This window comes from Richelia intracellularis HH01, from assembly GCF_000350105.1.
Classification (GTDB): domain Bacteria; phylum Cyanobacteriota; class Cyanobacteriia; order Cyanobacteriales; family Nostocaceae; genus Richelia; species Richelia intracellularis.
The window spans coordinates 26,210-47,599 of sequence record NZ_CAIY01000027.1 but is presented as its reverse complement, the minus strand read 5'-3'; the positions used below and the strand labels follow the sequence as shown (position 1 = coordinate 47,599).

The window sequence follows — 21,390 nt, the reverse complement described above, 5'->3', positions numbered from 1 at the left end:
TTAGAGAAAAGTGCAAGGTATTTAATTATTCACTTTTCCGTGATAATAACATATCTTAAAAACTTCAACTAAAACCTCAATATTTTTGCTGCCCTTAATTCATATTCAAAAGTTTAAACAAAAATATACATAACGGCTCAAGCCTATAAATAGTAATAATTATTGTCTTATAATAGGGGACTTCAAGATTTCATTCTATGAGGCAAAAAGATTATTAATAATAGGTTTTAACTTGAAATAAGTTCCTGATATATTTTATTTCTAATTGTTACCTCCCATCCCTGAATTGAGAAGGTAAATGTAATCTCTAAATTCCTATTGTTTCAAAAGGAAAGACAACCTTGCTAACAATAGCAGAAATTCCAACACTACAAACCAAACAGTATCTTAAGAATTGAATATGACTTATGTAAAACAAATTGCTTAGTTCTCCTATATAACTGATGAACTTTTACCAATCATAATCGTTTTCAGAGCAGTTGAGAATATTATAAAAACTAGAACATTACTAAGTTTGTTTGGTAACTTATGTGTGGTCTAATCAAATAAATTTTAATTTATCTCTATAATTAGGCTATTAATTATTTTAACAATACGGTTAACCTACTTTAGTTGATAAGTTTGTGCAGAGTAGATTAAGTTACATTTTCTCTTTGTATAAAACCCCTTGGTTCATCATACATTCATATATGTTGTTAGCTTGGATAAGTTCAAAACACTCACTATCAATTTAATTGACCTTATAGAAGCTAGTTATAGTTTATATACCACCTCCTGTTAAGACTGATCCAAATGCAAAATCTGCTGCTGCCATAACATAAATAATTGTAGGAAGACCAGATGTACGGGCATGTATTTGTTCATAATATTCTATAAAATTCTTACCTGTGGAAGCTGCCATGCCTAAGAAAATAATATCTGCGTCAGAAGATGAATCACTTAAAATTCTTTCAAAGGTGCGGTTATTAGCAACTATTACTGATGGTATGGCCGATATCCTTAATTCAGTTAACATGTTATTTAGATTTGACTTAGCATCTTGTGCCCCGGATTCATTAGGAACAACTAAATTCAGATAAATTTTCGCATTGCGCCACTCAATGGTACAACGAAGAAGGTGTGCCAATAATAACATTAAACTACCATTAGCCTGCATTCCACCCCACCATACATCTATGCGGCTATATGATCCAAATACATACTTAGGATGCTCTCGTAAGATGATAACACTACGCTTAGCATAGTGAAGTTGAGCAATCATATTGCAATAGCTGTCACGTCTGGTTATATCTTCGCTGTCCCCGAGTAAAATGGTGTTGGGTACAAGATTTCCTAATCCATAGGCTTCTACCAATTGTAACATTCCCTTGAAGGGATCTGGCGCAGTTACAACCCTTACCAACGCTTGTACTTGTTGCTTTTTTAGATGCTCCCTGATTACATTCTCCAAATCGCTTTGCCGTGCCAAATCTCTAGAACCACTGGGTAATACGCTGGAGACAGTAATAAACCCTCGTTTATGAGTCAGAGCATTTGCTAGTTGAATTAAAGACCAGCGTTTACTAGGAGAGCCCGAAAATACCAATACATTCGGCCGCCAATTTTTTCTGTCTTCTGCACTGTCAATTTGATGAATACCTTCACGTAGCAATGCCATCCAAATTCCCCGACGTACATCTCCCCAAGTTGTAGTAAGTTCTCTTTTTTTCAGTAAAAAATATATAACTAGGACAACTATACCTACAATTACCGTAGCAACCGAATTAATTAATAACATTACCCATAAACAACCAATTGCTCCCAATAAGGATAATATCCAAGGGACTTTAAAACTCGGTCGAAAAGAAGAACTTTCCAGGAATCCCTCTATACTGGCAGAAATATTTAAAACCAGGTATGTAGTGAGGAAAAACATTGTAAGCACAGGAGCAATAATACTTAAGTCACCAATAAACACAGCAGCAATTGCTATACTCAGAGTTATCCAAGTCCCCAGTCGAGGTTCGTCATTTATGCCACTACCTCTTCCTAAAAAAGACATCCAAGGAGAGAAAATCCCGTCTCTTGCCAATGCCTGCAAGACCCTTGGTGCAGCTAGAATACTTCCCAAAGCACTTGATAGAGTTGCTCCCCACATACCCATCAAAATTGCTGGTTGCCATAGTGACATCATTTTCATGACCAGGGGCTCACTCAGCAGAGTAGCTGTATCAGCACGCATAGCAATAATTAATGGCACAATCATGTAAACTACATATCCCGTACCAACCGCACCTAAGGTTCCCATGGGAATTGAACGGCTAGGATTGCGTAAGTCACCTGACATGTTCACGCCTGACATGATACCAGTAACAGCAGGGAAAAAAACCGCAAAAACAGCCCAAAAAGATTCTCCATTAGCAGGAATATCCCAACCTTGGGGTTTTATATCTGGTAAACTTGGACCGCACAATAAACATAATAGGGAAAGAACAATTGCTCCCATAGTTAAGTATTGTGCCTTGACTGCTATTTGAGCAGAAGTCAAAGCTAAAATTGCTACTAAAATGGTTGTAATTAAAGCTACATAAGTTTGATTCCAATTACTAAATGTTTGGACCACACTTTCAGCAAAACCAATAGTGTACAAAGCAATTGATAATGTTTGGGCAAAGTAAAGAGAAATTCCCACGGCTCCCCCTACTTCAATTCCTAGACAGCGACTAATCATGTAATAAGCACCACCTACTCGCACCAACCTATCAGTTGCAATTGCACATACGGATAAAGCAGTCAGAAAGGTAATAGATGTTGCTAGTGTAACTATTGCCAAAGTGCCTAATAATCCAACATTTCCTACTACCCAACCAAACCGCAAATACATAATTACACCTAGAATTGTTAGGATTGAGGGCGTATAAACTCCATCGAACGTCCCCAGTCCAATCTTTTGATTACTCTCAGTGCCTAAAGATTTACCTGCTGATTTTGAGTTTTGAGGTCTGGGATCATGGGGTAAATGCTGTTGTGATCGAAACTTCATAATGACTTAGTTATTAATGACATCAAAGAAATATGATTCTACTCGTTAGAATTACCAACTCTTTGATGAATTTGTACGTAGTTAATTTGGGTCATTCTTTAAGGCTAAAGCCTCTGATTAAGAATCTTGATTACTTGTAATAAGTATTGCTGCAATTTCGGTATCCAGGATAGTCATGTAAATTAACCCTTACCTTCTTCCTGGTTAACTGGTTGGCTGGGAGGAATTTTTTCTAGGGAAATAAGTGCTTCCATTACCAACTTAACAATAGGTGCAGCAACTGTTCCGCCATAAGCATTTTTACCTTTAGGTTCGTCTACTATAGCTAGAACCACATAACGAGGTAATTCTACTGGTATTATGCCCACAAAACTTGTGACTTTAGCATTTCTCTGGTAACCACCAGACTTACTAGCTTTTTGTGCTGTACCAGTTTTGCCTGCTATTCTGTACCTAGGTATCTTTGCAGCCTTACCAGTACCATTAATATCAGTGACCACAGTTTCCATCATTTCCAAAACTTTTTGGGTAATAACAGGGGAAAAAATTTGCCGTGGTTTTGGTAAATTTGGAGCATCGTGCATTTGTCCTCTACTATCAAATAGCCCTCTTACCACATGTGGGATAACTAATTTCCCTCCATTAGCCAACGCACCATGCATTTGTACTAATTGTAGGGGAGTAATGGAAAACCCTTGACCAAAGGAAGTAGTTGCTGGTTCTATGGGAGAGTTAATAAATTCCTCTTTATTTTTCAGTTGGCTAGCAACAGCAAATGGCAAATCTATTTCTACTTTTTGTCCGAATCCTATACGTTCTAACCAAGCAAAGTAATTAGAAGGATCTAACTTCTGGATAATTTTCACCATTCCAACATTACTGGAGTACTTGATAATTTCCCCTATGTTGATGTTGCCATAGCCCTTGTGAGCAGCATTTCTAATCGTATGCTTACCCACTCGGATAGCCCCGGAATCATTCAAAATATCATCTGCTTGAACTGCACCTGCTTCTAGAGCAATTGCCACATTTATTGGCTTAAAAGTAGAACCCGGTTCGTATAGATCAGCTACTGTCCAATTTCTGAATAGGGATATGTCTGCTTTGGAATATTCATTTGGGTTGTAGGTTGGGTGGGAAGTCATTGCTAAAATTGAACCATCCCAGGCATCCATTACAATCACTGCTCCCCTTTTAGCATTAAACTTCTTCACTTGTGCTGTTAAAGCAGAACGGGCAGATCTTTGCAAACGACTATCTATGGTTAATTGTAATCGTAAACTATCGGCATGGAGAAATCCTTGGGGAGCATGATCGGGCATTAATAGACCATTACCTTTTCTACTAATACGTAAAGTTTCACTTGAACGTTCCAGTAACTTCTCCTGACTGTATTCTACTCCTGCTTGACCCCGGCGGTCTAAGTTTACAAATCCAACAACTTCGGCAAATAGATCCTGTTGTGGATAAAATCGAGCATATTTTTTTGTTAGGTCCAAGCCATTTAAACGTAGATTCATTACTTGATGAGCAATTTCCTCGGGGAGATTAGTCGCGATTAGAATACCACTTCTTTTTTTTAGAAACTTTCTCTCTAAATCCCTAGCATCCTGGTTAAGAACTGGAGCTAAGCACTGAGCTATATATCTCTTGGATTTTGTAAATAATTTAGGATGAACATAGAAAGCGTAAACTGGGTTATCAACTGCTACTATTTGCAAATTGCGGTCTAATACCGGACGACGGGGGATAAAAGGCCGTATTCCAACCATCTGTTGATTTCGTGCCTTTCTTCTTAACTCTGGTCCCCTAATAATTTGTAAATTATATAAATTTACTGCCAGCCCTAATCCAGATAAAACCAATAATCCCCAAACTAAGAATAGTCTGGTCTTCATATTTGCAGTTAATTCTGGAACATCTGAATCGAAAAAAATACGTATATTACGTAATCCTGACCTTTGTTTTTCTATAAGTGTCTTAGCAATTAAGTTAATTTTCGTTGCTTTAGTAGATGATTTGCGCATAAAAATCACATTTTTTCTTGATCTAGTTATCAATATCAAGATGGACATCCAAAAGCATATATCAATACCTTGGCAGGTATTTTCAAGTATCAAGTTGTGATTGATTTTAGGTTTTATAAGTTAGAGGTTATGGAATGAAAAGCCATATAACCAAGCCCCTAACCCTGAAGAAATAGAAAAAGGGATAGTAGAGTTTTATTTTTCTTCTTCATTTTTTATATGGTTCTTACACTAAATTTTCCCCTTAATTATGTGTAATATTAGGCAATATTAATGATTTTGAGAAAAAACTCTTAGCCTTATCTTCCCTATAAAAACCAAGGAAAACTTAACAGCACATATTTTAAGATGGGAATAATAACCCACCTTCTGCTTTTCAACTTCTACTTTCTTCAATATCCACAGAAATAATCTAAATCATGTAATCATGACGTAATATTTTGTATTTATAGAAAGTATGAAGCTAATAACCTAATGAGAATGGGGCTCTAGGCTGATTCTGGGTCTGGGTAGGTTTACTATTGTCATCTAAAGTTTGTTTTTGCTCCCATAGTTCTTTCGGCAGAAAAATTGTCTTATTAGTAGTGGGAGAAAAAAGTCCTATATTAGGCTTTTCCGACTCTTGAGCCATTTTATTCTTTAGCACCTCGTTAGTTTTCATTAACTGTCGTTCATCCCGTTGTAACTTTTGTATTTTGCGGTAACTTTGGCCCCAAAGTTTTTGAGAATGTACAGTCCAACCATAAATTACGAGAACTATTACTGCTAATAAAAAAGTAATTGCATAAGAACAATGATATAGAGTGTACAGGTGTATTAACCATGAAGGAGTTGCTGTTTGAGAGGAGGATACTTGAGGAAGAGATGCAATTTCTGGGTAATTATTTTCTAGAATTTGGGACTTGATTCTGGATGACCGTAGTTTTGGCCCTGGTGGTTTGATGATTCGGCTTTTTCCACTTAAATTATGTGGTCTAGAAGCTGATAATGCTTGGCTATGAGAATAACCACTATGGGCATATTCTGAATAAGATGGTAGATTATCTGACTTTTTATTATTCAATGGCATAAAGTTCTTCCTCCGTTTACTAAACCCTATTATGGGATTGAAATGTTGTTGAGCAGTCATAATTATTTTGATGTTAAGTATAAAGGTTAAATATAAGAGCTAACAAATGCTTGATATCAAGCCTACTAAGGCTTAATAATGTTTGGTATTATTTACCAAGTACAAGTCATAAACTTGGGGATAATATATCCTGTATATGTAACAATAATTTTTATGAACAGCTATAATAAGGAACAAACAAACATAGATAAGTGATGTCTCAATTTCTATAATGTTTCTGGATAATCCATTAACTTTAGTAAATTGATAATTATTTTATAGAGTTTTCACCCTTCTTAATCCTAATATGTGTATATTATGACCAACTCCTCAAAAGCTGAACTGAAAAGAATGCTCAAAAAAATGAGAGTTGAAATACTTTAGAAAAAGCAGTAAATTAAGGTATCTTATTCAACAGACTAAACATTTTCCCATTTTATAAGGTGAAAGAGGAGTTATGAAAATTAGAATATTAGGCTTTGCACTCGCATTGACTGTGGCTGTTGCCTTGGGAGCTTGTGAGAATACCAACACTCCTAAGAATACAAAAAGTCCTAGCCCTGAAAAAACTAGCGAACCTGCTGATACTGGTAAGCCCGCTCCTGATACTGACACCACTAATAGCCCCTAATTTCCTAAATATATTTGGTGTAAAAGTAGTATTTGCAACTGCTTCCCACTAAATATTCGATGGAAATGTAATTTGCAGACTGGTTAGAATGAAGCCGTTTTAAAATTCTCAAATAAATCTATTCATAAATTATTCGCAGGTAGTCCTATTGAGTAATTACCTGCGATTTTTAATCTCTAATCATGGTGATACCAACCAAATACATTACCTATATAAATATAACTATTGTCTGTGCATTAATGATAATTCTCGGAAAATTTGCTGTGGCATTACCACCTATAGCTGATACCCCCGAAGAAATATTACGGACAGAAATCATTACTTCTGCAAGATCACCTGTTGATGGTGAACTCCTCACACCTGCTGAGTATGCAGAATTACAATCCACATTGCAAATAGCACCAACACCCAAACTTGATACAAAGGTTCGGGAAACTATTTTTTATTGCGCTTGCGGAAATTATTAATTAGAATATTTCCTTTCCTAGATATATAATACGTTATTGGCAAGAGGAAAAATGTCAGCAAAATGCATTTTTGTAACTGAATAATTCCACGCTTATCTAAGTATTGATGCGCATTTTTTTGATAATCCGAAAGTCTAATAAGATAACTAAACAGTTTATCCTAATAAGGGATATAAAATGAAATATGACTTGATAATAGGGATTTTTTAGAGTTACTCAGATCAATTTTAAAGCCAAATTATCCAATAATTCAAATACGTTAATTATCAGACTAAATACCAGACTAAATACAACATCACCCTAGTATTTAGTCTTGTATTTTATGGAGTTTGAGTGATTCCGTACTAAAAGATTTAATAAAGTTTTACAGATGTGTAGTTGTCTCCTAGTAACAGCTCAAAATAATTTTTCTACAGACTATTACAGTATAGGAATAATTTTCACTGGCCGAGTTAATGAAATATTTTTCACCTGTATAAGTTTTTGGTAATATTGAATAAGTTTAAGACTCAATTCTATAAAATAGCTAGTTAAATTAGTAGAATGCCAAATGTATAATTTATAGTTTTATTTGTAGTATTTCCGGCAGAACTCAAACATCGGAATTATCTCAATAGGTATTAATAGGGAAATAAATGCAATATAGCAAAAGTTTTCAAAACTACGCTCTTTTCTGAGCAGCTTCTATTGCTATCAATAACTTTGTTTAACAACTATAGACCAAGCTTATGAAAACAATAGTTAACTATGTTTTACATACTCTTACCAATAACCTCTTAAATTTGAATCTTGATGTTTTCAGTTTTGGTATTGTATTCAAATGTGGAAATAAACTTGCCAGTTTTGAACCCTTAACACATGGATATTACTTTTATTACAATTAACCAACTATTCCCTTACCCAGCTACCGCTAATTATTCAAAGTTGTCTAGAAGAGAATTCAATACGATTCTGGCAACATTTGTTTTGTATGGAATACATATTTTCTTCCATTTTATTTTTTCAAATCATTGCTGAACATGGCCTAATAATTTCTTATAAACCTTAATAGAGTTAGGATTGCGAAAATCACGAATTTTGTAAATAGATATTGGATACTATATATCAATTGTACAAGTATCAACATGATTAGGAAAACCAAATTTACTTAATCACTTTAATATAATGTAGGTCTCTATATGTCTATAACCACAATTGATTCTGAGCAGGTCAATCGTATTGTTTGGAATCAGCACCACGATCCTTTTGAAATTCTTGGTTCCCATCTCTTAAAAGAGAATGATAAAACTGTCTGGGCAGTTAGGGCTTACCTACCAAATGCTACTGCAACATGGGTAGTTTTACCAGAGGATCGCCAAGAATATCCAATGCAAGCTATTCATAATCCTCACTTTTTTGAATGTACTATTGAAACTAAAGAGATTAATAATTATCAATTACGAATTAAGGAAGGGCAACAAGAACGAGTTATTTATGACCCCTATGCTTTCCGTCCAGGTCGTTTGACAGAATTTGATTTACACTTGTTTAGCGAAGGTAATCACCATCGCATTTATGAAAAACTAGGAGCACACCCCCTTGAAATAGATAATATAAAAGGAGTTTATTTTGCTGTTTGGGCACCTAATGCACGCAATGTTTCCATACTAGGTAATTTCAATCAGTGGGATGGGCGCAAACACCAAATGCGTAGGGGAGCGACAGGGATTTGGGAACTATTTATTCCTTCTCTTGGTATAGGAGAACATTACAAGTACGAAATCAAAAATAATAAAGGTCATATTTACGAAAAATCAGATCCCTACGGCTTTCAACAAGAAGTACGACCAAAAACAGCATCTATAGTTAGTAACTTAAATTCTTACTCCTGGCAGGATGATCAGTGGATGGAAAAACGCCGTCATACTGACCCTCTTACACAACCTATTTCTGTTTACGAGCTTCATTTAGGTTCCTGGTTACATGCTAATGCTAGCAGTGACAAGAGATCTAAATTGCCTAATGAAGGAGTGGAGACAGTCGTACCAGTTTCTGAATTAAATACTGCAGCTCGTTTTCTTACTTATCCGGAATTTGTAGATAAGCTCATTCCCTATGTTAAGGAAATGGGATATACTCACGTTGAACTCCTACCTATTGCAGAACATCCTTTTGACGGTTCCTGGGGTTATCAAGTTACAGGCTACTTTGCTCCTACATCACGTTATGGTAGTCCTGAAGAGTTTATGTATTTCATTGACCAATGTCACCAACAAAACATTGGGGTAATTATAGATTGGGTTCCTGGCCATTTCCCCAAAGATGGGCATGGTTTAGCCTTTTTTGACGGTACTCATCTGTATGAACATGCAGACCCCCGTAAAGGAGAGCACAAGGAATGGGGAACTTTAGTATTCAATTATTCCCGCCATGAGGTACGTAATTTCTTGATATCTAATGCCCTCTTCTGGTTTGATAAATATCATATTGATGGTATTCGGGTTGATGCTGTAGCCTCCATGCTTTATCTAGACTACTGTCGTAAGGAAGGGGAATGGCTACCTAACAAATATGGTGGTAGAGAAAACTTAGAGGCAGTAGAGTTTTTGCGTCAGTTTAACCACCTTATATTTAGTTATTTTCCCGGTATCCTTTCCATCGCGGAAGACTCTACATCTTGGCCTATGGTATCCTGGCCTACTTATACTGGTGGTTTAGGTTTTAACTTAAAGTGGAATATGGGTTGGATGCATGATGTGTTGGACTACTTCAGCATGGATCCCTGGTTTCGTCAATTCCATCACAACAACATTACCTTTAGTATGTGGTACCATCATAGCGAAAACTTCATGTTAGCTCTTTCTCATGATGAGGTAGTACATGGTAAGAGTAATATCATTGGTAAAATGCCTGGGGATAAGTGGCAAAAGTTTGCTAATGTGCGATGCTTATTTGCTTATATGTTTACACATCCTGGAAAGAAAACCATGTTTATGGGTATGGAGTTTGGGCAATGGAATGAGTGGAATGTTTGGAGTGATTTAGATTCACATTTATTGCAACATGATTCACATGAGCAATTAAAAAGATTTTTCACTGATTTGAATCATCTCTATCATAGCGAGCCAGCTCTATACTCCCAAGACTTTGTAAAGGAAGGTTTTGAGTGGATTGATTGCAGCGATAATAGCCACAGTGTAGTGTCCTTTATCCGTAGAAGCAAGGACGATGACAGTTTTGTAATTGTTGTATGTAACTTTACACCTCAGCCCCATTCACACTACCGTATTGGTGTACCCAAACCAGGCTTTTACAGTGAGGTTTTCAATAGTGATGCCCGTCATTATGGTGGTGCTAATATGGGTAACTTGGGCGGTAAATGGACTGATAATTGGCCATTTCACAATCTACCATATTCCCTAGATTTCTGTTTACCACCTTTGGGAGTATTAATTCTCAAGTTAGATTCAGATATAAGCACAGGATTACAAGCCTCAGAGGAATAAATTAATTTAAGATTTCCTGATAAGTGATTACCTTGTTTGTAAATGCAGTCACCCTCTGTGTAAACAAGAGGGAAAACTAATCAATTCATCAAAAATTTATTAGTTTCATTTGAACCTGGTCTCCAACAATTTAATTCTGCAGCTAAACCAGGCAGACGCAGGCGCATAGTCAGCGTTTAGCCATTCATGAATAAATTTTCCCACATTTTGTTGGAATGATTAGCATAAAGTGTTTTATCTGAAGACTTGTCCGTATGACAGAGGATGTGAACATAATTCTTTGCCTAATAAGTGCCAGGACAGATAAGTGGCTTTGACGAAAAACCCTTCATAACTAATGAAATGGACTATGAATTTTCGTCATTGGATTATATAAGCGGGTTTGAGGTTTGAACAAACCAATTGCTTGCCATTGCTCAAAAATTATTTAGATGGCAGATTATCCTTTTGTTTTGCTTATTGGGATAATATCAAATAACTGATTAGTATAAGTTTTTTAAAAAAGCACCAGAGAAGTTTTATACCTTGCTATAATTCCCCCTATCATAAAGATGAGATGATTGGCATAGTTTTTTTATCTCCAATAAATTTTCCCACAACTAGTTCCCACAAGATAAGTAAATGTTATTCACTTCTGTTCCTTGTCTTCTTCCGGTTAGGAAACCTCTAAGTTCTAATGGTAACTGACTCTAATAAGCCCTGAAATAATTTCAAACCATAGGTGCCACCCACAAGATTATCAGCAGACCTTTCTGGGTGAGGCATCATTCCTAAGACATTACCCTGACGATTACAGATACCAGCAATACGATTTTGAGAACCATTAGGATTGTTACCAACATAACGAAATAATACTTGGTTATTTCCCTCAATTTCTGTCAAGGTTTGTTCACTAGCAAAAAATTGCCCTTCTCCATGGGCGACCGGCAAAGTAATTATCTCATCCTGAGCATACAATTGAGTCCAAGGTAAATCATTTCGTTCCACTTTTAGTGGAAGACGATCACAAATAAAATGCGTGTCACGATTTTTCACTAGTATGCCTGGTAGTAAATGAGCCTCGGTCAATACTTGAAAACCATTGCAAATACCAATAACTAACTTGCCTTGATTAGCATGTTCTATAACTTGTTGCATTATTGGAGAAAAACGAGCGATTGCACCACAACGTAAATAGTCCCCATAGCTAAAACCTCCAGGAAGCACAATTACATCAATCTCAGTAATATCAGTCTCTTGATGCCAAATCATGCGAGTTGGTTGACCCATTATATCTCGGGTTACATAGGCAACATCACGATCACAATTAGAACCGGGAAAAACAACCACTCCAAATATCATTTTTAACTTTTCCTTGTAAATTAGTAATACTAATCATTTAGACTTCAGTAGGTATTCCTAGAAATAGTTATGGAAAGTGGTAATACAAAATTAAAAGGCCCCAGTTTGGGATTCTACTTCAATTATCTCAAAACGATAATTTTCAATGACTGGATTTGCCAGCATTCGGTTGCATATATCATTTAACTGCTGATTTGCCATTCTATCATCCTTGGCATTTATCAACAATTCAATATACTTGCCAATGCGTAACTGCTCTACATTATCATATCCCAGATATTTCAGACCCGACTGCACTGCAACACCAGCTGGATCTAGTATTGAAGGGCGTAGGGTAACCCAAATTTTCGCTCTATATTTTCTTTTCACTGACATCTACTTGAATGCTGCAACTGATAAATTCCGGTTATACATGAATGAAAATTAAGACTTCCCAGGAACCACTATAATTTATACAATTAGTCAGACTTAAGCCTTTTTTAGGAAAAAAATTACTCATAATAATAAATTTATACAAATCCATTTCCAAGAGTGCATCCTGTATCTACCCCGATAACTAACATAAGGTATTTCTACTCAAGGCATTTATTGTATAATTGCGTCGCCATGACTAAATTGCATGTTTGGCAAAGGTATACTTGCCCTTGAAAGTCTTAGAGGTAGACGGCTTAGCCTAGATGGATAAATTAATGAATTGCAGAAGCCCTTTACTAGATGAAATTAAAGCAAATATCACTTATTTTTTTGTAAAATATGCTATCTATATTACCGTATTAAGCTAATAATCTATACGCAATATACATAGTTTGGAGAGAAAGTTATAAGATAATCGTAAGTTTAATAACTCTTCCAAACTTTTAGAATTATTTTTGTATGTGATAAAAATCTAAAACCATGGAAGTTAATTAGTAAAAATTTCATCTTGATTAACTTTTAGACAATGGTATAAGCATACTTCATTTTTTATTTTCCTTTTAAGGGTTTTTATCTCTTAAAATAATTTGAAAATACTTGTTTAATTTTATCAATGGTCCAACTTCTAAACTTTTGGCTTGCCTTTAAATTGATTTAGGAGCAGCTATACCCAAATGATTTAATAATAGGAACTCTAAAACTAACTTAGTTGCAAAAATCAGATTAAACCTCATTTGTGCTAATTCTGGGCTGATTGTCGTACCTAGAATACGACAATCAGCCCAGAAAGCTGTAAAAGTATTAACTAAACCTACTATATTCTTCTCCCAATTTATTTTCCTATTAGATTTACCTATATCTTGAGAGCTTTCCCAGTCGTCATATAACCAATCTACTATTTGTACCAACTCAGAAATTAAACAACTTGTTGTTTGGTGATCACAGCGAATTTTTTCATCTTCATCCAACCAAAGTGAACTCTGGGTGGCTCTGCATGGCCTAATCAGTCTCTCCCGCTCTCCTAAGCGTAGTAAAGAACAACAGCGGGCATGGCAATATTGGGCGGTAAATAGAGTTGGAGAATAGTATGCAAGACCAGCAGAATCAATAGTTAAATCATTCTCAGAACTTGAACTTATTAAACTATCTAACCAATTTGCAATAAACTGGTCGCTGACCAATATTTTAATCAATCCTGAGGGATTGACATTAACAAAAAACTGGCCCCCCAATTTAGTGGATAAGTTTTCTCCTATCCCTTCAGCAACTTCAGTAGCCCTCATATTACAAAGTTTTGACAAGATAAAGGCTACTGAAGTTGCGTAAGATATCTTACCTTTATTTCTAACTTTGTGTAGATGTATATGAGCAAGATTCATATGTAAATTTTTGCTTTTACCAGCATATACATTTAGAGATATCCGTATTTGAATGGATATAAGCTGTCTAATTGCTGTGTATTTAGGAACCAGTAGCTTTTTATGCACAAAGAATTACGTTCATGGTGGCAAGTAGCTCAGATTACTTGTTTTTAGTCATATGTCCGTGGACATAACTTTATTTTCAAAGTAGAAAAATAATAATTTCGTGAAATTAGTTGAACAAGAGGTAAAGAATACTACACAACATTGTACAGTTAAGAGTATAACAAAAGAGTAGGGAAAAATTACTTCCTACCTTTTTGATGGCTGGCGCTGTTTAATGGCGTTAAGCCAACACGCCAACACAAAGACACTCCTTGCACCCTTTTTTATGATGTCTTTGTCTTCAGCCGAACGCTCTTTGTTAATTATGCAATCTCCATCCTCCTTTTCTGAGGCTTCACGTCCATTTCTGACTTGGCAACGGATTATCGATTGGGCTCAAGAACACTACCGTTGTCGTACCTTTAGCAAAGATGAGCGCATTCCAGCCAGACCTGGATTGCTATATTTGGTGCAGAGGGGTGCGATTCGGATGGTGGGAACAGCTCAAGTTAGTGCCACAGCAAGTCAATTAACATCTAGACGCATCAACAGGACCCCAGAAGAAGCTTTCTTGGGTTTCGTTGGTGCAGGACAACCATTTGAAATAGTTGCTCAGTCACCATTCACACTTCAGTCTTATGCCCATGTGGATCAAACTGCGGTGTTGTGGATGTACTGGCATGATTTGGATAACTGGCCTCATTTCCGTCGGGAAGTAATGGATGCTTTCCGCTATCAGCATCAGCGTAAATTACTGTGGTTGAGTGCTTTAGGGCAAAGGCGTACAATTGATCGTCTTTTGGGATTCCTCACATTGTTGATTGAAGAATATGGAGAGCCAGCAATGAGCGAAACCGACCCTGATGTGATTCGTGGTTATTGTTTACCATTTCCTCTTACCCATGCCCAAATTGGCAGTGCTATAGGTTCTACTCGTGTAACTGTCACACGGTTGATGGGTAAACTGCGTCAACGTGGCTTAATCCTTACTCAGGGGGATAATCTAATTTGCCTGCCAGCTGAATCGATTAGTCGAGTCGGCTAGAATTTATTATGGGCAGGTATTAACGAATACTAACAAATTCCCGTTGGGAAATTAGTTTTTGTTCCTGCTCTGTTAAGAAAGAGTTGGCATAATTAAGTAGTACCCACTTTATTCTCATGCTCGACTATTCTGTTTGACTATAAAAACATGTTGCGGTTAATCTGGGTGTCTGCCTTCTCGGAATGCCTCAATATTCAATTGACTGCATTTTCCAAGATATTCTGTCGGCATAAAGAGTTGTTTTTGCTAAGGAGCAACATGTTGCCCTTGACTTTGCCCTAGTGGCAAAACTATAATTGAGTATTGGGGTAGAATTTCTAGGGGAGAAGCAAAATAAATACTTCCAAAGCTAGCAGTTACTTTTCTCAACACTTGGGTGGTGATTGGTAACAGCTCCATAATTGGCAGCGAATGCCCTGCCACCCAAAATGTCTTGGGTAAATGCTTATGATGTACCAAACATAATTTTGGGTTGATAATATCTTATGGCTGGTCAAGTTTTTGTATAGCTATAGTTTAGTTAATTTTCGACTATAAAACTGATAAATTAGGATGCGCTTATATTATTACTGGCCTGTTGTGGGGCTTCCATAGTAATTTATTCCAAAGCAATTTCCCTGGTGGCTACCTGGTTTATGGTATCCTGATTTTTCAGAAGCTTGGCGGAGTTCAGCTATAAATACTTAAATTATTCTATTAATAAATATATTAAAAGTTTAAGTACAAGGAATACTATTACTAGTATCAAACAACCTAGTGATAGTATTTGGTTTTGACAGTAAATCCGTGTTGTATTTACAAGTGCTTATTTGCCATCAGGAAAGTCTTATGAATTGATACTTCCTTATAATAAAAATTTCATTTATAGACAGCAGACTTAACACTTTTCCTAGTCGATCCTACAGTAACCGGTAAGAGTAAAGATTGATTTGGTACTTCGTTACTCTTAATCTATACAAAATATTCTCTAATATCAGGGCTCATGAAGTGGGATATTTAAAGGGTAATCTGCTTGTGTATTTTTGACAAAGTCTGATTAGCTTATTAATAAGTAAGATACAACTTCAAATTACTACACCACTAGTACAAATTTATAGAAAATTTTTCTGATAATTGAGTTAATACAACGATTTTTTTCTGCTAAGGTTCTTAACATAATTATTTGCTCTAAAACCTGGGTGATTAAGCTTACTCAAGATTAATCAGTCTCTCCAAGTAAAAATGACCTTAAGCTGAGTTGAGTTAAAGTCTCATATCAACTGCTTGATTTATTATAAATATTTAGGTATAGATTGGAGGATTGGATAATGTATTGACTATGATCAGGTTGTTATTTTTTTATGGATAGCCTAATAAATTACTCGTTTCAGATTTTATTTTGTCAGAAGTAGAGTGGCTAATTATCTTAACCTCCCATGTTGTTAATACATAAATAAATACAAAATCTAACTTAAATTTGAATCTTCAGATTCACATATATATAAATTGTAAATGTTTTAAAAGTATCAGATAAAAATTATGGGGTTAAAAATTTTCATTTCCTAACTTTATAAATATTTATCCTAATACGTTGAGCAGTTAAGCTGTAGAATTTCATTAGTTGATTGAAAGAACAACTTAGATAAATCTCATTTAGATCAATGATGAGCAGTGATATTTTCTAATGCTGATATAAATTAGTTAATCTTCATAAATCTAACCTAGGATATACCCTAACCTAATTCTAGTAATTAATATCAGATTTTACAAAATAAAAAAAGAGGATTGGGGTAAAACCAGTTACTATCGATTATGAATATACATAATTTAGTACCAACTCCAAAATCATAAGTAGAGTTGTGCAATATTAGCATGTGCAGGGATATATTAATACGCAATATATGTCCACATTTGAAATGCAGATCTGTTTTATCTTGGGATATTAATTGTGAATATATTCTACTCATTGCAGGAAATATTTTATTTGTGGTAGAGGTTCCTGCCAAAACAATAATAGGTCAAGGAGAAACATGTTTAAAGATAAACCTAAATTTCTTTTATAAAAGCTAGTAAATGGCTTTTTATACTTTTAGCTACTATCAGGTATATAGGAAATAATTTCATTTATATAATACTTCCAATATCCAGAGTGAAGAATTTATATATAAACAACTATAATTGAACCTGGTACTTTCTAAGTAGAAAAGAAAGTATAAAAATACCTTTATAAGATTTTATATTACTATATGAATAAAGTTGCCATTATAAAGGCTTATGGACTTAGAATGTAGATGGTTGTAAAACTTACTGCACAGATAATACTCTGTTTCAGAGGCATTTTACTAATGAATAGTATTAAATTTAGACTTTCAGGATTATCTATTTAGGTTAAGGTATAAGAGACAATAAAAGAAGAATACTTAAAGCTAGAGAGCCAAAAATTATTTTCTAGTATTACCAACCTTGACTCATAACCCATATTTCATAATCATACCAATTTTGTTAAGCAAAAGTCTAAAATTCAATGACTGTATTAAGAAAAAATTAGCAAAAACCATCTTAATTAACTTCGACTGGAAAAATCAGCTTCTTTTATGAGGATATTTGAAATGACTTAATATTTACGAATATCGTCTTTCTAAGGGATATTTATTGAAGTGGGCATTATCAAAACTTTCTATTACGGAAACATTTAATCTGTGACTCACAATTACAATACTAGTATCATATTCTTTAGGTTAAAAATTAGAATTATTATGAGTTCCTATTAAATTTAGGACAATCATTTACACCAGGAGAACATTGCTCCAAATTTATTTATAAAAATAGCTGTACAATAATATGATTAACTACTGAGTAGATTTATAAGAAATTCATATATATACAACTACTATGTACAATATCCCTAAACTGACTAGTAACATCTCCTAGTTAAAAAGCAGAAAAAATATTCATAGGAAAAACTACCAACCTTGGCTTAAAAACTGCATTGATTCATTTTTTTCCTAATATATCTTAGCTTCTTGCTATTATTTTACTTTATGTTCTCCTAGTATAGAGTCCATTAAAAAAAATTAGTTAGACTTGATTTTACCGAAATTAATTACTCGCCTATCCTAATATGTCAAAACCCTAACTTTTAAACAACGACTTTTTTATCATTATTCATCGGTTTATGGTAATGTCCAAAAACTAAGACCACTGACTTAGCAAAGTTACAGAGTTTATATTGGAATTATCACACTGTCGATCAATAAACTTTTGCTAAAGTAAGTAAAATATAAATTATTGCTATGTATCTTTTACTTTGTGCTCTTCCCATCTGTTTGTATAGATGGGCAATTTGAATCTAGTTTGGGTAATTGACCATAAATTAATATCATGAAAACAATTTTTTAGAAGTAGGTACAGTTCTTTTCGGTAAAGTATAGCTATTAGATTATTTAGCTAGGAGATTCAAAATTTATGGCAACTTCTAATAAAAGCTTCGAAGTTACTAAAACAGAAGAAGAATGGCGTTCTAGTTTGACCCCAGAACAATTTTGTGTCCTTCGTAAACATAGCACTGAAGGTGCAGGTACTAGTATCTTGGATAAAACCTATGAACAAGGTACATATTTATGTGCAGGATGTGGTCAACCTTTATTTACATCAGAAACTAAGTTTAATAGTGGTACAGGTTGGCCTAGTTTTTTCAATCCTGTTGAAGATGCTATTGCTACATCTGTAGATAGATCCTTATTTATGACTCGATTAGAAGTGCATTGCAGTCGTTGCGGTGGACACCTCGGCCATGTATTTAACGATGGACCTGCACCTACAGGTCAGCGCTATTGTATCAATGGTGTAGCACTCAAGTTTATTCCTGCTTAATTAACCAAATGGCAATTGCATTTTCCCTCCTATATGCAATTGCCAATATGAGATTGAAAAATATAATAATTTCATTGCAAGTATATTGATACTACTTATGTGATTAATGTAAAAATATAAAGGCTTGTAAAGCAGTCTTAAAAATTATATTGTTTTAGACTTTTTACCATAGGAGTAATATAATCTGAACAATATTATTAACCTTAGATAAACTATTCAATAATTAAATTAAAAAGTTCACAATATCAAATAGAAGTTGTTACATAACATTTAGAAAAAATATATATAGATATTTAAGAAGAGCATAGTTAACCTTAAATTCAAATAGTGCATTTTTCTATAACATAAAATTATGCTTTCTTTAATATATTTTAGTAATTCTTATAAGTTTATGTGCATTATTTGTAGTCCTCTTACATATATCTAATATTTTTTAAAATAAAATCTTGAAATATTAAGTGAATTATGAATTTAATGAAATTGAATATTTATTTTTTATACTAAATAATTAGATTAAACAACAATGACGTATATTTGAATAATTTGATAATTGTGTTGATACTGCATATAAAATATTCTCCGACTCGTACATACTAGTAATACATCTTAATCATCACTCTCTTCAAGTGGAGCCAAGACCAACTTTTTTATGATTACTAAATTAACCTTAAAAGAAATTAAATGTAGCTAAATAATGACTTATTGATTGCTGTTATACTCAATAATTCAATTTTTAAAGAATTTTGTATTATTATAATGTGTAAAAGCATTTTTGATATCAGCTAGTTATATATTGTAAAAGTTATTTATTAGTTTGGATTAGTAATAAGTCACTTTATCCTGATCAAAATACCAAAAATTGAGCATCTATTAAATATCTAAACTTTTTATAAGCATTTGGATTCTGATTTGCTAATCCTATTTTGCGTAAGTTTCTCTAAACTCTAAAATTAAGTTTAAAAATCAGTATAGCTAAGCTGAGAATAACACTTATAGTGATCTTCACAGAATAATCTAAGTCCAGTTAAAAAAATATAAGTTGATAGTCCTGATGTTAAGAGATTTGCAACTAGTAGAAAATATATGTAGTGGGGATATGAATACCTGGGGCTCTTATTTTTACAAAGATATAAATGGGACTAAGCGATATCTAACAGCCAAGATATTATTGAACATTAAACCTCATATATCATGATATTTTCTTCTATTTAAATATGTTCACAACCCATAAGAAAAATAGGTTTTAAAATGTAAGCTAAATAATTTAAAGTATGAAAAAAATATAGAGACAATCTAAAGATATACTTATTTTTATAAACTACAAATATTGGAGAATTTGATCCCCAGATAAAAAGCTTCAACATTTCTATAAATAACTATAAGAGGGATCTGATTATATTCAACCGCTAAAATTATATTTGTTTTCATCCTATTAATTTATGATGTACTTATTAAATTTATGCTAAGAAAGTCATATAGTTCTTATATGGAGTTTATTAGATACTTTGAGGAAGTAAAAAGGGCTATGATTGATTCATTTACCCTTTAACCTTGAAATATAAAAGAACAAAACTTGAATTGATCTAGTAAAAGCGAATAAGTACTCGTAAGCCTCTAGCAGTAGCTTACTAAAGTAAGCTTATATTAGTATACATAGGGTTAATTTGGGATTTCTTAAAATCTAAAAGCATCATAATAATATTCATAGTTCTACATACAAGATCTAAAAGTACTAAATTAAACAAAATACCAGATAATGAGAATTGGGAGCTTAATAAAGCATAATTTAATGCCTGAAAATGTCTTTTTTGGGATAGAATCTGGACTATTTCATCATAGAATGGTCAATGATTGTGGTCGATATTAAATGTTAACTAATAATTTTTGTGAAGTTTTACTTTGGTGGTATTCTGTAATCAGTTTCACCAATCCATAGGGCTTCATAATTTTGACTTTAACCCTGAATTATTTTCCAGCAAATATACAAACAATTTAGTTTTGAATTGCCTTAGTAAATATTAGCGTTGCCTGAATTAGGTAAAGCAGTTTTATAACCGTATTTTTGCATACAAATATTCTAAATATCACCGCGAATTTCTTCAATAATTCCGTCTCGCATAACAATTTCTACCTGCATTTTACTAATTAGATTATTACCTATTTCTACATGGAAAAGTCCCTCCATCTGAAATTGATTTACTTCCTGATCTAATTCTAAGACCTGCACCTGTTGGAGGTTTTGCAACAATTGATTTTTTTGTTCTAATAATTCATTTTTCTTCTCATTTATTTGTAATTGAATATTTTTTACTTGCTGATTTGTTTGGGGCCCTGGAGGTTGTACGCTTTGTTTTTGAATTTCTGTAATTGCTCTTTGCCCCTGCATTTCGATCTCTTGAAACTGTTGATTTACTTGATTTATCTGAGTTTGTAGATGTTGTTGCATCTCATCTTTCCAAATAGGGGTGACGATAACTTTGACATTAACAACACGCTTTAACAGTAATTTTTGATTGGGGATGTCCATATTTA

Annotated in this window: 12 protein-coding genes and 1 pseudogene; 5 read left to right on the top strand and 8 right to left on the bottom strand. The window is 34.0% G+C overall.

Going from position 1 to position 21,390, the window contains the following annotated elements:
* Positions 1-760: 760 nt before the first annotated feature.
* The 3 genes from RINTHH_RS01970 to RINTHH_RS10085 all read right to left on the bottom strand — a co-directional run bounded on the left by RINTHH_RS01970 (position 761) and on the right by RINTHH_RS10085 (position 6,118).
* The gene (locus tag RINTHH_RS01970) at positions 761-3,022 is read right to left on the bottom strand and encodes an APC family permease (protein ID WP_044304401.1); all 2,262 of its coding nucleotides are present in this window, start codon (positions 3,020-3,022) and stop codon (positions 761-763) included.
* 182 nt (positions 3,023-3,204) lie between these two features.
* Positions 3,205-5,049 carry a peptidoglycan D,D-transpeptidase FtsI family protein gene (locus tag RINTHH_RS01965; protein ID WP_044304400.1) on the bottom strand — a complete coding sequence of 615 codons (1,845 nt, stop codon included), beginning with the start codon at positions 5,047-5,049 and terminating at the stop codon, positions 3,205-3,207.
* A gap of 463 nt (positions 5,050-5,512) precedes the next feature.
* Positions 5,513-6,118, bottom strand: a complete 606-nt coding sequence (locus tag RINTHH_RS10085; RefSeq protein WP_008232274.1) for a hypothetical protein — start codon at positions 6,116-6,118, stop codon at positions 5,513-5,515.
* Positions 6,119-6,614: 496 nt separating this feature from the next.
* Between RINTHH_RS10085 and RINTHH_RS10950 the strand changes: the two genes are divergently transcribed.
* From RINTHH_RS10950 to glgB, 3 genes and pseudogenes are all read left to right on the top strand, one after another.
* Positions 6,615-6,788 (top strand): hypothetical protein, encoded by a 174-nt coding sequence (locus RINTHH_RS10950; protein ID WP_196794870.1) that lies wholly within the window; start codon positions 6,615-6,617, stop codon positions 6,786-6,788.
* 239 nt (positions 6,789-7,027) lie between these two features.
* A pseudogene (locus tag RINTHH_RS01955) lies at positions 7,028-7,284 on the top strand (glutathione S-transferase).
* Between the two features lie 1,149 nt (positions 7,285-8,433).
* On the top strand, positions 8,434-10,740 hold the full coding sequence (glgB, locus tag RINTHH_RS01950) for a 1,4-alpha-glucan branching enzyme (RefSeq protein WP_008232270.1): 2,307 nt from the start codon (positions 8,434-8,436) through the stop codon (positions 10,738-10,740).
* A 666-nt stretch (positions 10,741-11,406) separates the two neighbouring features.
* On the opposite strand, the gene purQ is transcribed toward glgB, so the two are convergent.
* From purQ to RINTHH_RS01935, 3 genes are all read right to left on the bottom strand, one after another.
* Positions 11,407-12,081: a phosphoribosylformylglycinamidine synthase subunit PurQ gene (gene purQ, locus RINTHH_RS01945; protein WP_008232267.1), complete on the bottom strand. Its 675-nt coding sequence runs from the start codon at positions 12,079-12,081 to the stop codon at positions 11,407-11,409.
* A 90-nt stretch (positions 12,082-12,171) separates the two neighbouring features.
* Positions 12,172-12,450: a phosphoribosylformylglycinamidine synthase subunit PurS gene (gene purS / locus RINTHH_RS01940; protein ID WP_044304459.1), complete on the bottom strand. Its 279-nt coding sequence runs from the start codon at positions 12,448-12,450 to the stop codon at positions 12,172-12,174.
* 689 nt (positions 12,451-13,139) lie between these two features.
* Positions 13,140-13,982 carry a DALR anticodon-binding domain-containing protein gene (locus RINTHH_RS01935; protein ID WP_155943884.1) on the bottom strand — a complete coding sequence of 281 codons (843 nt, stop codon included), beginning with the start codon at positions 13,980-13,982 and terminating at the stop codon, positions 13,140-13,142.
* Between the two features lie 265 nt (positions 13,983-14,247).
* On the opposite strand from RINTHH_RS01935, the gene RINTHH_RS01930 reads away from it, so the two are divergent.
* The gene (locus RINTHH_RS01930) at positions 14,248-15,006 is read left to right on the top strand and encodes a Crp/Fnr family transcriptional regulator (RefSeq protein WP_044304458.1); all 759 of its coding nucleotides are present in this window, start codon (positions 14,248-14,250) and stop codon (positions 15,004-15,006) included.
* Between the two features lie 246 nt (positions 15,007-15,252).
* On the opposite strand, the gene RINTHH_RS10630 is transcribed toward RINTHH_RS01930, so the two are convergent.
* Complete coding sequence (locus RINTHH_RS10630; protein WP_155943883.1) at positions 15,253-15,465, bottom strand: hypothetical protein; 213 nt, start codon at positions 15,463-15,465, stop codon at positions 15,253-15,255.
* Positions 15,466-18,450: 2,985 nt separating this feature from the next.
* Here RINTHH_RS10630 and msrB point away from each other — a divergent pair.
* The gene (gene msrB / locus RINTHH_RS01925) at positions 18,451-18,858 is read left to right on the top strand and encodes a peptide-methionine (R)-S-oxide reductase MsrB (protein ID WP_008232258.1); all 408 of its coding nucleotides are present in this window, start codon (positions 18,451-18,453) and stop codon (positions 18,856-18,858) included.
* 2,077 nt (positions 18,859-20,935) lie between these two features.
* Here the strand turns inward: msrB and RINTHH_RS01920 are convergent.
* Positions 20,936-21,385 (bottom strand): YlqD family protein, encoded by a 450-nt coding sequence (locus tag RINTHH_RS01920; RefSeq protein ID WP_008232256.1) that lies wholly within the window; start codon positions 21,383-21,385, stop codon positions 20,936-20,938.
* Positions 21,386-21,390: the final 5 nt, after the last annotated feature.

Coding starts and splice junctions, on each gene's coding strand:
- RINTHH_RS01970 (WP_044304401.1), bottom strand. CDS start 3,022: ATGAAGTTTCGATCACAACAGCATTTACCCCATGATCCCAGACCTCAA.
- RINTHH_RS01965 (WP_044304400.1), bottom strand. CDS start 5,049: ATGCGCAAATCATCTACTAAAGCAACGAAAATTAACTTAATTGCTAAG.
- RINTHH_RS10085 (WP_008232274.1), bottom strand. CDS start 6,118: ATGCCATTGAATAATAAAAAGTCAGATAATCTACCATCTTATTCAGAA.
- RINTHH_RS10950 (WP_196794870.1), top strand. CDS start 6,615: ATGAAAATTAGAATATTAGGCTTTGCACTCGCATTGACTGTGGCTGTT.
- glgB (WP_008232270.1), top strand. CDS start 8,434: ATGTCTATAACCACAATTGATTCTGAGCAGGTCAATCGTATTGTTTGG.
- purQ (WP_008232267.1), bottom strand. CDS start 12,081: ATGATATTTGGAGTGGTTGTTTTTCCCGGTTCTAATTGTGATCGTGAT.
- RINTHH_RS01930 (WP_044304458.1), top strand. CDS start 14,248: ATGATGTCTTTGTCTTCAGCCGAACGCTCTTTGTTAATTATGCAATCT.
- msrB (WP_008232258.1), top strand. CDS start 18,451: ATGGCAACTTCTAATAAAAGCTTCGAAGTTACTAAAACAGAAGAAGAA.
- RINTHH_RS01920 (WP_008232256.1), bottom strand. CDS start 21,385: ATGGACATCCCCAATCAAAAATTACTGTTAAAGCGTGTTGTTAATGTC.